The sequence below is a fragment of the Neisseria sp. HMSC066H01 genome (genome assembly GCF_001837375.1).
GTDB lineage: Bacteria > Pseudomonadota > Gammaproteobacteria > Burkholderiales > Neisseriaceae > Neisseria.
Map to the genome: position 1 here is coordinate 119,806 of NZ_KV832189.1, position 15,287 is coordinate 135,092.

13 protein-coding genes and 4 tRNA genes are annotated in these 15,287 nt (G+C 50.0%); 2 read left to right on the forward strand and 15 right to left on the reverse strand.

Going from position 1 to position 15,287, the window contains the following annotated elements; all coding sequences use genetic code 11:
• Nucleotides 1–17 precede the first annotated feature (17 nt).
• The 3 genes from HMPREF2551_RS00775 to HMPREF2551_RS00785 form a co-directional block, all read right to left on the reverse strand.
• Nucleotides 18–1,331, reverse strand: a complete 1,314-nt coding sequence (locus tag HMPREF2551_RS00775) for a sensor histidine kinase (RefSeq protein ID WP_070836787.1) — start codon at nucleotides 1,329–1,331, stop codon at nucleotides 18–20.
• Nucleotides 1,332–1,360: 29 nt separating this feature from the next.
• Nucleotides 1,361–2,038: a response regulator gene (locus HMPREF2551_RS00780; RefSeq protein ID WP_070836788.1), complete on the reverse strand. Its 678-nt coding sequence runs from the start codon at nucleotides 2,036–2,038 to the stop codon at nucleotides 1,361–1,363.
• 144 nt (nucleotides 2,039–2,182) lie between these two features.
• Nucleotides 2,183–2,749: an NADPH-dependent FMN reductase gene (locus HMPREF2551_RS00785; RefSeq protein WP_070836789.1), complete on the reverse strand. Its 567-nt coding sequence runs from the start codon at nucleotides 2,747–2,749 to the stop codon at nucleotides 2,183–2,185.
• Between the two features lie 136 nt (nucleotides 2,750–2,885).
• Between HMPREF2551_RS00785 and HMPREF2551_RS00790 the strand changes: the two genes are divergently transcribed.
• Nucleotides 2,886–4,313: an MFS transporter gene (locus HMPREF2551_RS00790; RefSeq protein ID WP_070836790.1), complete on the forward strand. Its 1,428-nt coding sequence runs from the start codon at nucleotides 2,886–2,888 to the stop codon at nucleotides 4,311–4,313.
• Nucleotides 4,314–4,382: 69 nt separating this feature from the next.
• The gene (gene dacB, locus HMPREF2551_RS00795; protein WP_070836791.1) at nucleotides 4,383–5,795 is read left to right on the forward strand and encodes a D-alanyl-D-alanine carboxypeptidase/D-alanyl-D-alanine endopeptidase; all 1,413 of its coding nucleotides are present in this window, start codon (nucleotides 4,383–4,385) and stop codon (nucleotides 5,793–5,795) included.
• Nucleotides 5,796–6,082: 287 nt separating this feature from the next.
• Here the strand turns inward: dacB and HMPREF2551_RS00800 are convergent.
• The 12 genes from HMPREF2551_RS00800 to HMPREF2551_RS00855 form a co-directional block, all read right to left on the reverse strand.
• Nucleotides 6,083–6,159: transfer RNA gene (locus HMPREF2551_RS00800), tRNA-Asp, on the reverse strand.
• Nucleotides 6,160–6,192: 33 nt separating this feature from the next.
• Nucleotides 6,193–6,268 (reverse strand) — tRNA-Val (locus tag HMPREF2551_RS00805).
• Between the two features lie 39 nt (nucleotides 6,269–6,307).
• Nucleotides 6,308–6,384: transfer RNA gene (locus tag HMPREF2551_RS00810), tRNA-Asp, on the reverse strand.
• Nucleotides 6,385–6,417: 33 nt separating this feature from the next.
• Nucleotides 6,418–6,493, reverse strand: a tRNA-Val gene (locus HMPREF2551_RS00815).
• A 69-nt stretch (nucleotides 6,494–6,562) separates the two neighbouring features.
• Nucleotides 6,563–8,545 (reverse strand): monovalent cation:proton antiporter family protein, encoded by a 1,983-nt coding sequence (locus HMPREF2551_RS00820; RefSeq protein WP_070836792.1) that lies wholly within the window; start codon nucleotides 8,543–8,545, stop codon nucleotides 6,563–6,565.
• A 270-nt stretch (nucleotides 8,546–8,815) separates the two neighbouring features.
• Nucleotides 8,816–9,562 carry a 3-oxoacyl-ACP reductase FabG gene (gene fabG, locus HMPREF2551_RS00825; RefSeq protein WP_003684588.1) on the reverse strand — a complete coding sequence of 249 codons (747 nt, stop codon included), beginning with the start codon at nucleotides 9,560–9,562 and terminating at the stop codon, nucleotides 8,816–8,818.
• 110 nt (nucleotides 9,563–9,672) lie between these two features.
• Complete coding sequence (locus HMPREF2551_RS00830) at nucleotides 9,673–10,701, reverse strand: glycosyltransferase family 8 protein (protein ID WP_070836793.1); 1,029 nt, start codon at nucleotides 10,699–10,701, stop codon at nucleotides 9,673–9,675.
• On the reverse strand, nucleotides 10,694–11,764 hold the full coding sequence (locus tag HMPREF2551_RS00835; RefSeq protein WP_070836794.1) for a WaaS/CpsH family glycosyltransferase: 1,071 nt from the start codon (nucleotides 11,762–11,764) through the stop codon (nucleotides 10,694–10,696). Before HMPREF2551_RS00835 ends, HMPREF2551_RS00830 begins: the two co-directional genes overlap by 8 nt.
• A 55-nt stretch (nucleotides 11,765–11,819) precedes the next feature.
• Entirely contained in the window at nucleotides 11,820–12,821 is a 1,002-nt protein-coding gene (locus tag HMPREF2551_RS00840; protein WP_070836795.1) for a WaaS/CpsH family glycosyltransferase, read from the reverse strand.
• A 74-nt stretch (nucleotides 12,822–12,895) separates the two neighbouring features.
• The gene (gene fabD, locus HMPREF2551_RS00845; RefSeq protein WP_070836796.1) at nucleotides 12,896–13,822 is read right to left on the reverse strand and encodes an ACP S-malonyltransferase; all 927 of its coding nucleotides are present in this window, start codon (nucleotides 13,820–13,822) and stop codon (nucleotides 12,896–12,898) included.
• Between the two features lie 9 nt (nucleotides 13,823–13,831).
• Nucleotides 13,832–14,179 carry a DUF1294 domain-containing protein gene (locus HMPREF2551_RS00850; protein ID WP_070836797.1) on the reverse strand — a complete coding sequence of 116 codons (348 nt, stop codon included), beginning with the start codon at nucleotides 14,177–14,179 and terminating at the stop codon, nucleotides 13,832–13,834.
• Between the two features lie 50 nt (nucleotides 14,180–14,229).
• Entirely contained in the window at nucleotides 14,230–15,192 is a 963-nt protein-coding gene (locus HMPREF2551_RS00855; RefSeq protein ID WP_070836798.1) for a beta-ketoacyl-ACP synthase III, read from the reverse strand.
• Nucleotides 15,193–15,287 lie beyond the last annotated feature (95 nt).

Here is a 15,287-nt window from a genome sequence, read left to right on the forward strand (position 1 = left end):
TTGGGCGGGGTAATCATTTAAAGCGTCTTTTTATCCAACTCGGCAATAATCAGCAAGCCGCTGTCAAAGCGTCGGCTGTCGGCCAGTTTCAGACGGCCTTGATGGCGTTTGACAATGGTGTCTGCAATGGACAGGCCAAGTCCGGTGCCCTGTTGTTCGGTGCCGAGAATACGGTAGAAAGGGTCGATAACGCGTTGGCGTTCGCTTGGGGGAATGCCGGGGCCGTTGTCTTCCACCCAGATGTTGAGGTATTCGGCGGTTTCGGCAAAGCCCAAATCGATGCGGCCGCCTTTGGGAGTATAGCGGATGGCGTTGTCGGTAAAGGTTTTGATGAGGGTGTAGATTTCGGTGTCATCGGCGTGGATTTGGCAGTCGTTTTCGACGGCGACGCCGATGTCTTGACCTTTGGCCAGCGCCAGCGGCATGAGTTCCTGCAAGACGCGGCGGAACTGGTTTTGCAGGCTGATCAGGGTTTTGGGGCGTTGGATTTCGGGCGCTTGGGCGCGTGCGAGGGAAAGGAGTTGCTCGAGCAGGTGGCGGTTGCGCTGTATGCTTTGTTGCAACAGGGCGGACTGCTCGCGCGCTTCGGCGGACAGCTGCATATTGTTGAGCCGCTCTGCCTGAAGGGAAAGGGCGGTCATGGGGCTGCGCAATTCGTGTGCGGCATCGGCGATAAAGCGTTGCTGTTGGCGGACGTTTTCGTCGGTACGCTGCAACAGGTTGTTGATGGCGACGACAAAGCCTTGGATTTCGCTGGGAATGTTTTGCGTGTCCATCGGCGAGAGGTCGTTGATTTGGCGCTGTTCCAAATCGTTGGACAGGGTTTTGACGGAACGCATGGTGCGGTGGGTAATCCAGACGGTGAGCAGGATAATCAGGGGCAGGGCGAGGAGCATGGGGAGGATGCTCTGCACGGCGGCCATTTCGGCCAGCTCTTCGCGGTAGTCGCTTTCCTGCATGACGGCAATGCGGCCTTGTTTGGTGGTGCGGGTGTAAACGCGGTAGTAATCGTCGTCGTCATCGGCCTGAATGGTGTGCAGTCCGTCTGAAATCTTCTCAGGCAGGCTGACAATGGGGTTGGGCGTATTGGGAAATTGAACGGAAATCTTGTTGTCGTTGTCGAGTGAGTGTTTCTCGTCATCGGCATCGCTTGGGTCGAGATAGTTCGCGACTTGGCGCAACAGGTCGTCTTGAACCTCTTGGGTCTCGTGATAAGTATCGTAATATGAAAATATGCCTGCAAGAATGGAGAGGGGTAGGAGCATACAGATCAGGGCGAGGCTGATCCGGACTTGCAGGGATTGTTTGATGGTGTGGATAAGGCGTTGCATGGTTTGTGTGTTGATATTGTTGTGGTTTTTCAGACGGCCTGGTTGTTTTGTGCAACCAGCCAGCCGACCCCGCGGACGTTTTGAATCGCTTCTTTGCCGAGTTTTTTGCGTAATGTGTGAATCAGGAAGTCAACGGCGTTGCTTTCGACTTCTTCGCCCCAGCCGTAAATTTTGTCTTCCAAATCGCTGCGCGACAGAATCATGCCCGGACGCAGCAGCAGGGCTTGGAGGACGGCAAACTCTTTGTTACTGAGCATAATGGCCTGTTCCTGCCCGACTACTTCCGCCTGATGGGTGGAAGGGTTGAGCGTGATGATGCCGTTGGTCAGCAGAGTTTGCGCCTGTCCGCCGTGTCGGCGCAATACGGCGCGCATACGGGCTTGCAGTTCCGCCATGTCAAAGGGTTTGACGATGTAGTCGTCTGCGCCGCCGTCCAGGCCGTTGAGGCGGCTGTGCAAATCGTCGCGCGCGGTTACGATTAAGACGGGAACGGTACAGCCGCCGTTGCGGATTTGCGCCAATACGTCCAAACCGTCTTTGCCAGGCAAACCCAAATCCAAGAGCAGCAAATCGTATGCTTGTGCCGCCACTGCTGCGGCTACTTCCGAACCGCGGCTGACCCAATCGACGGCGTAGCCGGCGTCTTTCAGATTGGCGCTGACGGCTTGGGCAATCATGGCATCGTCTTCAACCAATAATACGCGCATGGAAGTTCTCCGGAGGATGGGTGGATAGTGATTATAACCGCACTCAATTAGTAAAAATTTAGGAAGGGTTGAAAAACTGATTTTTGCAAACGATGAGGCCGTCTGAAATTCGGTTTTCAGACGGCCTGTATGCTTCAATCCCGATTATTTAGGGTTTTTCTCAATCAAGGCAACCAGTTGGTCGATATAGCCTTGGACAAATTCACGCGCAGATTCGATGAGTCGGCCGTTGTCGTCAAACAGGGTGGGCGAGTTGCCGAGGAATACTTCCGGCTGGCCGGTCAGCGGCATATCGAAATACGAAAGGGCAAGGCGCAGATTTTTTTGTGCGCTATAACCGCCCATTTTGCCGACGGAATGGCTGATGATGCCGGCCGGTGTTTTTTTCCAGGCAACATCGGCATTGGGTTTGGAGCCGATGTCGATGGCGTTTTTCAGGCAGGCAGGGACGGTACGGTTGTTTTCGGAAGTGACGAACAATACGCCGGCAGAGGCTTTGATGGTTTCGCGGAACTCGGTATAGCTGGGCGGAGTGGGGAAGTCGGTAACGGCAGGATCGTCGTAGTCGAAGTTATACAAAGGCAAATGGCCGATTTCGACGATTTGCGCTTCGTAGCCTTCGGGGAACATGGAAATGACGTTTTGTGCGACTTTTCGTGCGAACGAGCCTTTACGCAGGCTGCCGACCAAGATGCTGACTTTTTTTGACATGTTTTTCTCCTGTTTGATAATAAAAATGAAAACTATTCTAGATTTTAGTGTTGTCTATGGATGCGGTCAAGGTTTCAGACGGCCTGTCAAAACGGTTTATGCTAAAATAACAGTTTCGCTGATATTTCAAATTATTATGCACGCTTCTGATTTTCAAGAAAATGATACGGCGCACGAATACCACGCCGATAATCCTGATTTTCCTGCTAAAACCATTGTGGCGACGCTGTTTATCGGCGCATTTTTCGGCTATCTCAACGATACCCTGCTGAATGTCGCGCTTACGCCGATTATGAAGGATTTCGGGGTCGATAAGACCACGGTTCAATGGCTGACGACGGGCTTTTTGCTGGTCATGGGCGCGTTTACGCCGATTACGGCGGGCGTGATTCAATGGTTTGAAACACGCAAAATGGTGCTGTTTACGCAGGCAACGTTTTTGGCCGGTTCGATGATTTGCGCGTTTGCGCCGACTTTCGGAATTTTGGTTGTGGGGCGGATGGTGCAGGCGGTGTCTGCCGCGTTTTTCGTCCCGCTCCTGTTTAACGGCATTTTGTCGATTTACCCGCCCAACAAGCGCGGAACGGCGATGGGCGTGATTACCATGATGTTCACCGCCGCGCCCGCGATGGGGCCGACGCTGTCGGGCATCATCATCGACCACACGCATTGGCGCGTGCTGTTCGGTTTTACCGCGCCGTTTATGTTGGCGGCGATGCTGTTGGTGGGCAAATATTTGACGGTCAATTTGAGCAACATCAGCCGTCCGAAGATTGATGTGTTGTCGGCTGTTTTGTCGGTCGCTGGTTTCGGAGGGCTGGTGTATGCGAGCAGTAATTTCGCCCATCTGCCGCTGGTGGAATTCATCCTGCTCTTTGCCGCTTCCATTGTATTGGTGGGTTGGTTTGCGCACCGTCAGTTCCGTTTGGCGACGCCGTTGTTGAACCTTCGTGCGTTTGAATACAAACAGTTCAGATATTGCGTTGTGATTTTGGCCGGTGCGGTATTCCTGTTCTTGGGCTTGGAGCTGATGGTGCCGATGTACACGCAGCAAGTGCTGATGCTGACCGGTACGGCAACCGGCCTGATTCTGATGCCTGCCAGTATTGCCCAAGCGGTTGTCGCGCCGTTGTTCGGTAAATTGTTGGACAAAAAGGGCGGACGTTTTGTCGTCTTGCCTGCAACAGTGATGCTGGTGGTGTCGTTGGCGGTATTGTGGCTGTTTTTACGGATTGACACGCAAGTGATGATGCTGACAGCGATGTTTACGCTGTTGGCGGTATCCGTGTCTGCCTGCGTAACCGGTGAAACCCATGGTCTGAATTCATTGCCGAAAACGCTTAATCCGCACGGTGCGGCGATTCTGACCACCATCAATCCGATTGCCGGTGCCATCGGCGCGGCGTTTTTTGTCGGTGCAACCAATATCGGAGAGAAACTTTCCAGTGCAGATATGCCGCAACAGGCAATGCTGGATGGTATCCATTTGGCGATGGGTTGCGCTTTGGTTGTCGGTGTTGTGGTCGTCATGTTTGCTTTGCGTTTGAAAGCGCATCAGAAATAAATAAAAGGCCGTCTGAAACGTTCAGACGGCCTGAGTACCTCGTAAGAATTTATAAGATTTTGTAACGTAATGAAATTGAAAAGTATTTTGTCAATCGGCCTGATGATGGCGGTTTGCCCGTCATGGGCTTTGGATTTCGGGCGTATTCCTGAAAATGAAATTTCCGTTTATGTGCAGGAATTGGACAGCGGCAAAGTGATTGCCGAGCACCGTGCCGATGAATTGCGCAATCCTGCTTCAACCATGAAGCTGGTAACGGCGTTTACCGCATTTCGTATGTTGGGCGGCGATTATCGTTGGAAAACGGAGTTTAAAACTAACGGCACAATCAAAGGCGATACATTGAAAGGCAATGTGTATTGGGTGGGGAGCGGCGATCCTGTGTTTGACCAACATGATCTGGTGCAAATGCAGCAACAGATGCGTGATAAGGGCATACGCCATATTGACGGACATCTGATACTTGACCGCAGTCTGTGGGGCAATGTGAAGAATCCGGATGATTTTGCTTCCGATTCTGCCGAAAGCTTTATGACGCCGCCCGACCCCAATATGTTGGCGTATAAAACTGTTGAACTTAGTGCCGAAAAAGAAGAAGACGGAAGCTTGGTCATCCGTACCAATCCGCCGCTGCCGAATCTGAACATTCAAAACAAATTGACGCTTGAGAATAAAGAAGGGAAGTGCAGCGTTTTAAAAAATCACATGAAGACTTCCTATAAAAACAATACGCTGACCGTATCGGGCAAGCTGCCGGAAAGTTGTTTGGGCAAAGAGCTGTATCTGAATATGTACAGCATGAAAGAATTTGTCGGCAAAAGTTTTGTGAACCAATGGCGTCAACAAGACGGCACGGTTTCAGACGGCCTGACGACAGGTGTTGCGCCTCATGACGCTCATGTGTTGGCGAGCCATCTATCCAAACCGCTTGCCGATATCCTCACCGATATGAACAAGCATTCCAATAATCTGATTGCCCGTTCGGTTTTCCTTAAATTTGCCGGACATATATCTGATTACAAGCAGGCTCAGGCCAAGGCTGCCTCTATCGTAAAAAGCGAGTTGGCGGTTGCCGGTATCAATACGGAAGGGCTGGTGTTGGAAAACGGCTCAGGCCTGTCCCGCGTAGAACGGCTCAATGCGCGAATGATGGCGCAAATGTTGGAAAAAGCCTATTTCAGCCCGTTTAAAAACGAGTTTATCAGTACGCTGCCGATTGCTGGTAAAGACGGTACGCTTAAAACACGCTTGAAGCAGCCCGGTGAAAACCTGCGCCTCAAAACCGGTACGCTCAAAGATGTCCGCGCACTGGCTGGGTATTGGTTGGGCGAAAAACCGTTAGTGATTGTCGTCATTATCAATAGCCCGAAGTCAACCGATTATCTACGTGATTTGGATAAGCTGGTGTCTAAAATCGTTCAGCCCGGTGGAGAACATTGGATTGATGCTAAAGCCTCCTGCGTGATGAGGTATCAGGCTTGATAAGCTAAAAAAGGCTGTCTGAAAATGTATTGACGTTTCAGACGGCCTTTGTGTAAGAAGAGGAGGCAAGTATTTATGTCTATTTTAAAAGATGATTCAGGAATTGGATGAATAAACGTTTGGTGTGAATCAGCTTGAGATGGATGGTTTTATCTTTGGTATTGAAGACGTATGTTTTAAGTTTTTCCGGCTTCTCTTGTCTAAATAATCAGACTTTTTACGAAAAGGCATAAGGTACAGACGAAAAAAATACCGGTAAAAACCGGTATTTTTTATTTTTAACTTGATGGCGCGGCGGACGGGGCTCGAACCCGCGACCCCCGGCGTGACAGGCCGGTACTCTAACCAACTGAGCTACCACCGCGCATCCACTGTCAAAGACAATGAAAAGGAAACTTGGTGGGTGATGACGGAGTCGAACCGCCGACATTCTGCTTGTAAGGCAGACGCTCTACCAACTGAGCTAATCACCCGTAAAAGGGAGATACTGAAAAATCAGTATTTTTAAATAATGGCGCGGCGGACGGGGCTCGAACCCGCGACCCCCGGCGTGACAGGCCGGTACTCTAACCAACTGAGCTACCACCGCGCATCCACTGTCAAAGACAATGAAAAGGAAACTTGGTGGGTGATGACGGAGTCGAACCGCCGACATTCTGCTTGTAAGGCAGACGCTCTACCAACTGAGCTAATCACCCGTGCGCAAAATTGCGAAGACGCTATTAAACCAAAAAATCCTGATGCGCGCAAGATTTATTTGCCGATTATTAGATATCTCCCTGCAAGCACCAGTTTTCAAAGGAAATAATTTCTTCCTGCTTGCCTGCGACAATCAAAATATCGCCGTTTTCCAAAACAAAATCAGGATCAAGTTCTTGGATTTTTCCGGTCTTGCGGCGGATAAACAATAGCTTCAGATGATGGGCGGACAAGGGCAATTCGCGGATGGTTTTGCCGATGGCGTGTGCCTCGCCGTGCAACGGGAAGGCGTGACGGCAGACGGCCTTGCTGTCTTCGTCTGAGAAGCTGTCATCGTCGCTGCCGATAAACAAGTCTTGCAACGATGCATAGCGGCTGTGACGGATATGGGTTATGGTTTGATAAACGTGGTTGTAGGAGAGGCCGTGGCCCAACATGGCATAGCTTGCCAGCACCAGGCTGGTTTCTTTGGTGTCGGAAACGGCTTCTTCCGCTCCCATTTCGGTGAAGGTTTTGACGTAATCGTCATTGGTGGCGCGAACATAAACCGGCATGCTCGGATGCATGGACATGATGTTGCCGAGAACATGTTGGGTTTCATGCATATTGTTCAGCGTGATGACCACCATTTTTGCGCGTCCCAATCCGGCGGCTTCCAAGACTTCACGGCGTTTGGCATCGCCAAAGGAAACCGGTTCGCCTGCGTTGCGTGCTACTTGTACGCGGGCAATGTCCAAGTCAAGGGCAAAGTAGGGGATGCCTTCTTGAGCCAATACGCGGGCAACCGATTGACCGCCGCGCCCGAAACCGATAATCAGGACGTGTTCGGATTTGCTCATGGTTTCCACCAGCATGGAATGCAAGTCCAAGGCTTTCATGTCCCAGTCGGATTTGACGAAGCGGCTGACGATGGCATCGCTGCTGCCCAAGATAAATGGTGCGGCAATCATGGAGAGCAATACGGCTGCAGTGGCTGCTTGTTCCAATTCGGGCGAAACCATATTGATTTTGCTGGAAATGGCCAGCATCACAAAGCCGAACTCGCCGCCTTGCGCTAAATAAAGCGCACTCTTGAGGCTGTCGCCCACAGGGTTTTTCATGCGCAAAGCGATGACGAAAACGACCAGTGCTTTCAAGACTAACAGGATGACCAACAAAATCAGAATTTGCTGCCAATTGCCGATCAGCGCCTGAATATCCAGCTTCATGCCGACGGTGATGAAGAAGAAGCCGAGCAGGATGTCGCGGAATGGGCGGATGTCGTCTTCCACCTGAATACGGTATTCGGTTTCGGAAAGCAGCATACCGGCGACGAATGCGCCCAATGCCATAGAAAGGCCTTCAAGCTCTGTCAGATAGGCTACGCCCAAAGTAACCAGCAAAACGTTGATCATGAAGAGTTCGGACGATTTGCGTTTGGCAACCAGTCTGAACCAGCGCGACATCACACGGCTGCCGATAACGAACAAAATGCCCAAGGTCAGCAACATTTTCAAACCGGCCAAGCCCAGCTCTACCCACAAGTTGCCTTCGCTGCCGCCGGCAAGCGCCGGAATCAGAATCATCAGCGGTACAACGGCAATATCCTGCATCAGCAAAACACCCATGGCCATTTGACCATGCGGCTGACCCAGTTCGGTTTTCTCCGACAAAATGCGGCTGACGATGGCGGTGGACGACATGGTCAGTGCGCCGGCGGTGGCAAACGCCCAGTTAAACGGCGTACCCATCGCCATCAAAATGCCCATAATCGAGAGCATGGTAACGATGACTTGCAAACCACCCAAACCGAATACGAGGCGGCGCATGGCTTTGAGTTTAGGCAGGGAGAATTCGAGGCCGATGCTGAACATCAAGAACACAATGCCGATTTCGCCCAAATAGTCGGTAGCGTGGCTTTGCGGAATTAGTCTGAACATACCCGGACCGGCAATAAAACCGACCAAAAGATAACCGAGCATGGAAGGAATGTTGAATTTGCGGCAGCAGATAACCGTAATAACGGCAACCAACAGAACAATGACAATGGGAGCAAGGGAAAATTCGTGCATAGAGTGGGCGGCCTTTCATTAAAAGTAAATATTGTTATATAGAGGCCGTCTGAAACACGTCGAAAACCGACAGCAAACCCAAATAAAAACGCACAGAACGCAATTTATTCCTGCGATTTGATTTCCCGTATCATGCTTATTTGGATTTACTGTTTCGAGCGTTATCTAACGGATTATTAAGATTATATCAAGATAGAATGTAAAATAGTGTTTTGATTGACAAAAAGGGCCGTCTGAAATATTCAGACGGCCTTTAAATAAACAAACGGTTTAAGGCATCAACATGCCGCCGTTGACATGAAGTGTCTGACCGGTAATGTATTTTGCCTGATCAGAAGCCAAGAACAAGACTGCATCGGCAATATCTTGCGCTTCACCGAATTTGCCCAGTGAAGTTTGCGCTTCGAAGGTTTTGCGGGTTTCTTCAGGCAGCGCGCGGGTCATATCGGTGTCGATAAAGCCTGGGGCGACGCAGTTGACGGTAATGCCGCGGCTGCCGACTTCGCGCGCCATGGATTTGGAAAAACCGATCAAGCCTGCTTTTGCGGCTGCATAGTTGGTTTGGCCGGCATTGCCCATCACGCCGACAACGGATGTGATGTTGATGATGCGGCCTGCACGCTGTTTCATCATGCCGCGCAATACGGCTTTGGAGGCGCGGAAGACGGATTTGAGGTTGACCTGCATGATGTCGTCCCATTCTTCCTCTTTCATGCGCATCAGGAGGTTGTCGCGGGTAATGCCGGCGTTGTTGACCAAAATATCCAGTTTGCCGAATTCTTTCTCAATGTCGGCAATCAGGTTTTCGATGGTTTCAGGTTCGGCAGAATTCAATGCACGGCCTTCGCCGCCCCATTGCGCCAAACGCTCGCTAATTGCAGCCGCGCCGCTCTCACTGGTGGCTGTACCGATAACTTTTGCACCGGCCGCAGCCAAAGTATCGGCAATCGCCGCACCAATACCGCGCGATGCGCCGGTTACCAAAGCGATTTTGCCGCTTAAATCTTGTGTACTCATGTTGTTTCCTTAATTGCGATTGGAAAAATGGTTTCAGACGGCCTTATACCACGAATAGGTTTTTTAATCTAATTTTCTTAAGTAGGCCGTCTGAACTTTCTATTTGACAGTTAAAAATCTGGTGCTTTGAATCTGTTTGGATTGAGTTTTCTGAGCAGGTATTCTTTGTAATATGCCCAGGCTTGTTTTTTATCCCCTTGCTTTGAAAGTCTTTTGGCGGCTTGTTTGAAGGCTTGGTAAGGCTTAGGAAAGGGCAGCCATGTGTTTAACGGTTGATGAATATATCCTTCGTTCCAAGGCGACTTTTGATAGTAGCGGTCGTAAACGGGATGGAAACCTAAGACGTGCCATGGTTTGACGTGGCCGGTAAAGTGTACGAGTTTGATTGCATTTGGGTTTTTGTTTAATTCATAAGCTTTTTTTTGCCAATGTATCCAGTTGTATGTATCGGGAAGCCAGCGGATTTTATTGATACAAGTAAGGTTGAGGATGTCTTGGTCGGGGCATGATAGGCGGATGTTGGCGTTTTCCACGGCTTCTATTTTGTTTTGTAATATATTGTCTGTTTGTGAATCGTTCCAGTTTTGGATGTTGAACAGTAATACGCCGGAATTGAAGTAGGGGGCGGTGTCGTTGAAGCCGACAGGATTTAGCTTGCAGATATAAGCGCGGAACATGGTATCGGGAGCTGCAGCGACGAGTTGGCCTGTAAGGTCTATGGTAAAGAGTTCGGAGATGTCGCCCAAGCATAATACGTCGGTGTCGAGATAAAGAGCAGTATCGCTGATGCCGCCAAGTATGGCAGGGATGCACATGCGGTAGTACATGGCTATGGTGAAATAGCTGTTGGTTTGCAGGGTGGTAAAGTATTCGGTGTTGAGGTGGTAAACCGTTACGGCATAGTTGGGATTGATGGTTTCGAGATGGTTGAAAATGCTGAAGTCGTAGCTTTCCAATCCACTGACCAGTAGGTGGAAGTGGATGGGGAAGTGGTTGTTTTCCAATACGGAAAGCATGGATGTGCCGATATGTCGGATGTAATTTTGATCGGCTGCATAGACGATGTGCCGTGTGTTTTTTTCAGGCGGCCTTTGTCTGACTGGCAGGACGGCAGTTAGTAGTTTTTCTTTTTCAAACATGCTGTTTCTCCAAAATGGACGGGTCCGCTTGGGGTAGGGTAATAGGGATGTTGGGTTCGATGTTAAAGGCGCAACTGATCCAGTTGCTGAAGCTGTATTTGTGCTTTAAGCCCGGAGCAAGCGGTACATACGGCAAGGTCAGGAAGGCTTTGAGTTCGTCAAGGTTGCTTCCATTCCAGTAGAACATATTGTTCGGGTGATAAAAATCGTAATGTACGATGGTCGGATTGGTCGTAATCAGTTTTTTGTCCAAACCAATCGCTTCGAAAATCCGCAGAGAGAGGCCGTAGTGCTTGCGGTTGAGGAAATCCACCAATACGGAGGATTTGGCCGCTTCTTCTAAGTTTTGACGATAGGAGAGGGCGTTTTCAAAGGAGAAAAACTCGACTTCGGGAATGCCCAAAGCCGCTTTTTCTTCTTCGATTTTCTTGCTGGCCAAGCGGAAATCTATTTCTAAACTGATTGAACGTGCAGCTTCGCAAAATGCGCGGATGTCGTTGTTGCGGTCGGCAGCGTACGAGCCGATAAACAAGATTTTGTTTTGCGGGTTTTCAGACGGCCTGAAGCAGTCAAAGTAGAAGCTGGTGGTTGGAAAGAGTTTTTTGGTATATTCGGGATGTTTGCCCTGGTCAAACGGATCGAAAAAGTAAAACTTGTCGAAAAATTCGATGTTGTCGAAGTCTTCTTTTAAGAAGGTCAGGGCTTCCCAGTTGTAGTACACCATTAATTTGGAATGCGCTCTGAGCTTGGCGATAAAATCTTTTGGATAGGCGCCCAGCCAAATCATGAAGCAATAATCCGCTTGTTCGGGATGTTCGCTTAACAGGGTATTGAGGCGTTCTTCTACGGCGCGGAACATGGTCCGTTTTTTGAAGTCTTTTTGTCCAAGAATATTTCGATACCAGATTTTTTTCAGCCGTTGAAATACATTTTTGTATTTGAACTCTTTTTCTTCATAGGTCAGGGACAGCACTTCAAATCCGCATTTCTCCAAGTTCTCAATAATGAGTTCGTGGATTTTGAAGAGTTCCGGCATGGCGAGAATGACTTTTTTCTTACTCATAATGTATTCAATATAATATTTTGTCAGGCAGGGTTATCTGCCGTAGACAATAAGGTTAATTAATGCCGAGCAGGCGGTTTAGCCATTGTGTAAACGAATAATAGGCTTTGATTTCAGGGTCAGGTTGCTGATATGGGCGCGCCAAGAATTCAGGCAATGCGTCTAAATTACCGCCGTCCCATACGAACACACGGTCTGGGTGGTATAGGTCGGTCTCTAAGATATGTTTGTTGGTGGTAATCAGTTTTTTATCGAAACGCAACGCATCAAAGATACGGAATGATAAGCCGTAATGTTCGAATTGTGCAAAATCGACGACTGCGCCGCAACTTTGCACTTGGCTGAGGTTTTCTTCAAAGCTAAGGATGCTGCTGCGGTCGAGATAGCGGATGCCGTTGTGTCCGAAGGCTTTTTCGGCCCTGTCATCTTTGCAGTAGATATGGAAATCCAAGGGTAAATTGAGTCGTTCGGTTTCTTGGATAAAACGTTTGGTTTGCTCTTCGCGTCGGAGTTCATAGCCGCCCAAAAAGTAGAGTTTGTTGGTAGGCGCATATTCCGCCACGGGAAAGTCAAAGTAAAAATTGGTGGTGGCTTTGAAACAGCATTGTGGATATTTTTGAATATCGTCGGGATCGAAAACCCAGCATTGGTCAAAATAATCCAAATATTCAATAATGTCTGGGAAGCGCCCTACGCCATCCCATTGATAATTCACGCAAACATTGCTGTATTCGCGGATGGTGGCGATGATTTCTTTGGGGTAAATATTGGCGCGGATACAGAGCGCATAATCGGCTTTTTTACCGTTTAGCGAGGCCAATTTTTGCTGAATGTCGTCGAGGTAGCGGCTGTATTTGAGGTATTTTTTATAGTTGCCGTCTTTGGTGATGTGTTTGTGGTAGAGGTTTTTGAGTCTGCTGCCCAGGTTCGGGTAATAGGAATCTCGGTCGTCATAGCACAGGTTGATGACATCAAAACCAAGAAAACGCAGATTTTTTTCGATACATTGATCCAGTCCGTACATGTAGGGAACGGCAAGAATAATGGTTTTTTTCATAATGTATTCGGATTGGAGTGGAGCTGATTTTTCAGACGGCCTTGCCTAACAGGATAAGGCCGTCTGAAAACGTTTTAATGGACTTCAATAAATGTAGCCACTTGATCGGCATTGGTCAATGCGCTGCATACGGCTTCTTTGTTGATGCGTTTGGCGAGGCCTGCGAGGACTTTGCCGGGGCCGCATTCGGCGGATTCGGTGATACCTTCGGAAACAAGCGCGTTGACGGTTTCTGTCCAGCGCACCGGGCTGTACAGTTGGCGTACTAGGGCGTCTTTGATTTTGTCGGCATCATCATAAGAAGCAACATCGGCGTTATGGATGACGCGGATTTGCGGTTGTTTGATGGTGATGTCTTTCAATGCTTCGGCAAGTTTTTCTGCTGCGGGCTTCATGAGGCTGCAATGTGAGGGAACGGAAACAGGCAGCGGCAGGGCGCGTTTGGCTCCGGCTTCTTTGGCAGCGGCCATGGCGCGTTCGACTGCGGCGGTATTGCCGGCAATCACGACTTGGCCTGGGGAGTTGAAGTTGACGGCTTCAACGACTTCGCCTTGTGCGGCTTCGGCGCAAATGGCTTTGACTTGTTCGTCTTCCAAACCCAAAATAGCGGCCATTGCGCCTACGCCTTGCGGTACGGCAGATTGCATGAGTTCGGCGCGTAGGCGGACCAGTTTGACTGCATCTGCAAAATCCAATGCGCCGGCGGCGACGAGGGCAGTGTATTCACCGAGGCTGTGGCCTGCAACGACGGAAGGGGTTTTTCCGCCGGCTTCCAAGTAGGCGCGGTAGGTGGCAATGCCGGCAGCCAGCATGATGGGCTGGGTGTTGACGGTTTGTCCGATTAATTCGGCATCTTCGCCGTTAATCATTGCCCACAGGTCTTGACCCAATACGGCGGAAGCTTCGTCAAATGTGGCTTTAACGATGGCTTGCTCGGCAAAGCCGTTCATCATGCCTAGGCTTTGTGAGCCTTGTCCGGGAAAGAAGAATGCGAAAGACATGGTAATTCCTTATTGGTTTGAATGTTTGAGGGTGTCTGCCAGCAGAAGGAGGGTGGCGACAGTATTGGTTGCGGCACTCAGCCGAAAGGTGCGGACAAACTCGGGTTTGCTGGTTTTATGCCGGAATGCGAGGCTGCCGCAATAACCGCCCGGCCAGCCGCCAAGCAGGTTGAGCAGGTGCAATTTTGCTTCGTGTATGCGCCTGTCTTGCTTGCGTGCGCGCTGTTTGTCTTGGTGGTAAAGCAGGAAAACGTATGCGCTCAGTGCGAGATAGGCGATTGCCAGTTTGGGCAATATTACAGCCGTTATGCTTAAAAACAGGCTGCTGATGCAGAGTGCAAACGTTAGGGATTTCATGGGTTTGAGCAGAATAGGCCGTCTGAAGGGATATTCAGACGGCCCAATCGTTAGTATTTCACCAAAACCGCACCCCAGGCAAAACCGCCGCCGATACCTTCGAGCAAGAGGTTTTGTCCGCGTTTGATTTGCCCGTTTTTAATGCCGACATCCAGTGCCAACGGAATGGAGGCTGCGGAAGTGTTGCCGTGGTCTTGGACGGTCAAGATCACTTTGTCCATGCTCAAGCCCAAGTGTTTGGCGGTAGAGTCGATAATGCGCTTGTTGGCTTGGTGCGGCACAATCCAATCGATTTGGTCGGCGGTGTATCCGGCTTCTTCGATAACGTCATCTGCAATTTTTGCCAGCATTTTGACGGCAAATTTGAATACGCCGGGACCGTCCATGCTGATGTAGGGTGAGCCGCAAACCTGGCCGTTGGCGATTTGCCCGGGGACGTTTAAAAGGTTGAGGTAGTTGCCGTCGGCTTTGAGTTTGCTGTGGATGATGCCCGGTTCGTCAGATGCGCTTAAGACAACCGCGCCTGCGCCGTCACCAAAGAGGACGCAGGTGGTGCGGTCGTTCCAATCGACGATGCGGCTGAAGGTTTCCGCGCCGATAACCAAAGCATTTTTCGCCATACCGCTTTTGATATAGGCATTGGCAGTGGTCATGGCATACATAAAACCGGCGCACACGGCTTGGACGTCAAAGGCGGGGCAACCGTTGGTAATGCCCAATTTTTGCTGCACGATGGTTGCCGTAGAAGGGAACTGCATATCGGGAGTGGCTGTGGCGACGATAATCAGGTCGATGTCGTCAGCCTGTAAATGGGCATCTGCCAAGGCACGACGTGCTGATTCGGCGGCCAAGTCGCTGGTTTTTTCGCCCTCGTCTGCAATATGGCGGAATTTGATGCCTGTACGCGTGGTAATCCATTCGTCGGAAGTGTCCACTTTTTTGGCAAGGTCGTCATTGCTGACGCGGTTGGCAGGAAGGTAGCTGCCTGTACCGGAAATTTGGGCATATTGCATGAGAACGGCCTTTTTAGAGAGTTAATTCAGATAGTCGGATATTGTAAGCGAAAATGGGGAAATTCCCAATATGAAGCATGAAGTTGGTGTTTCAA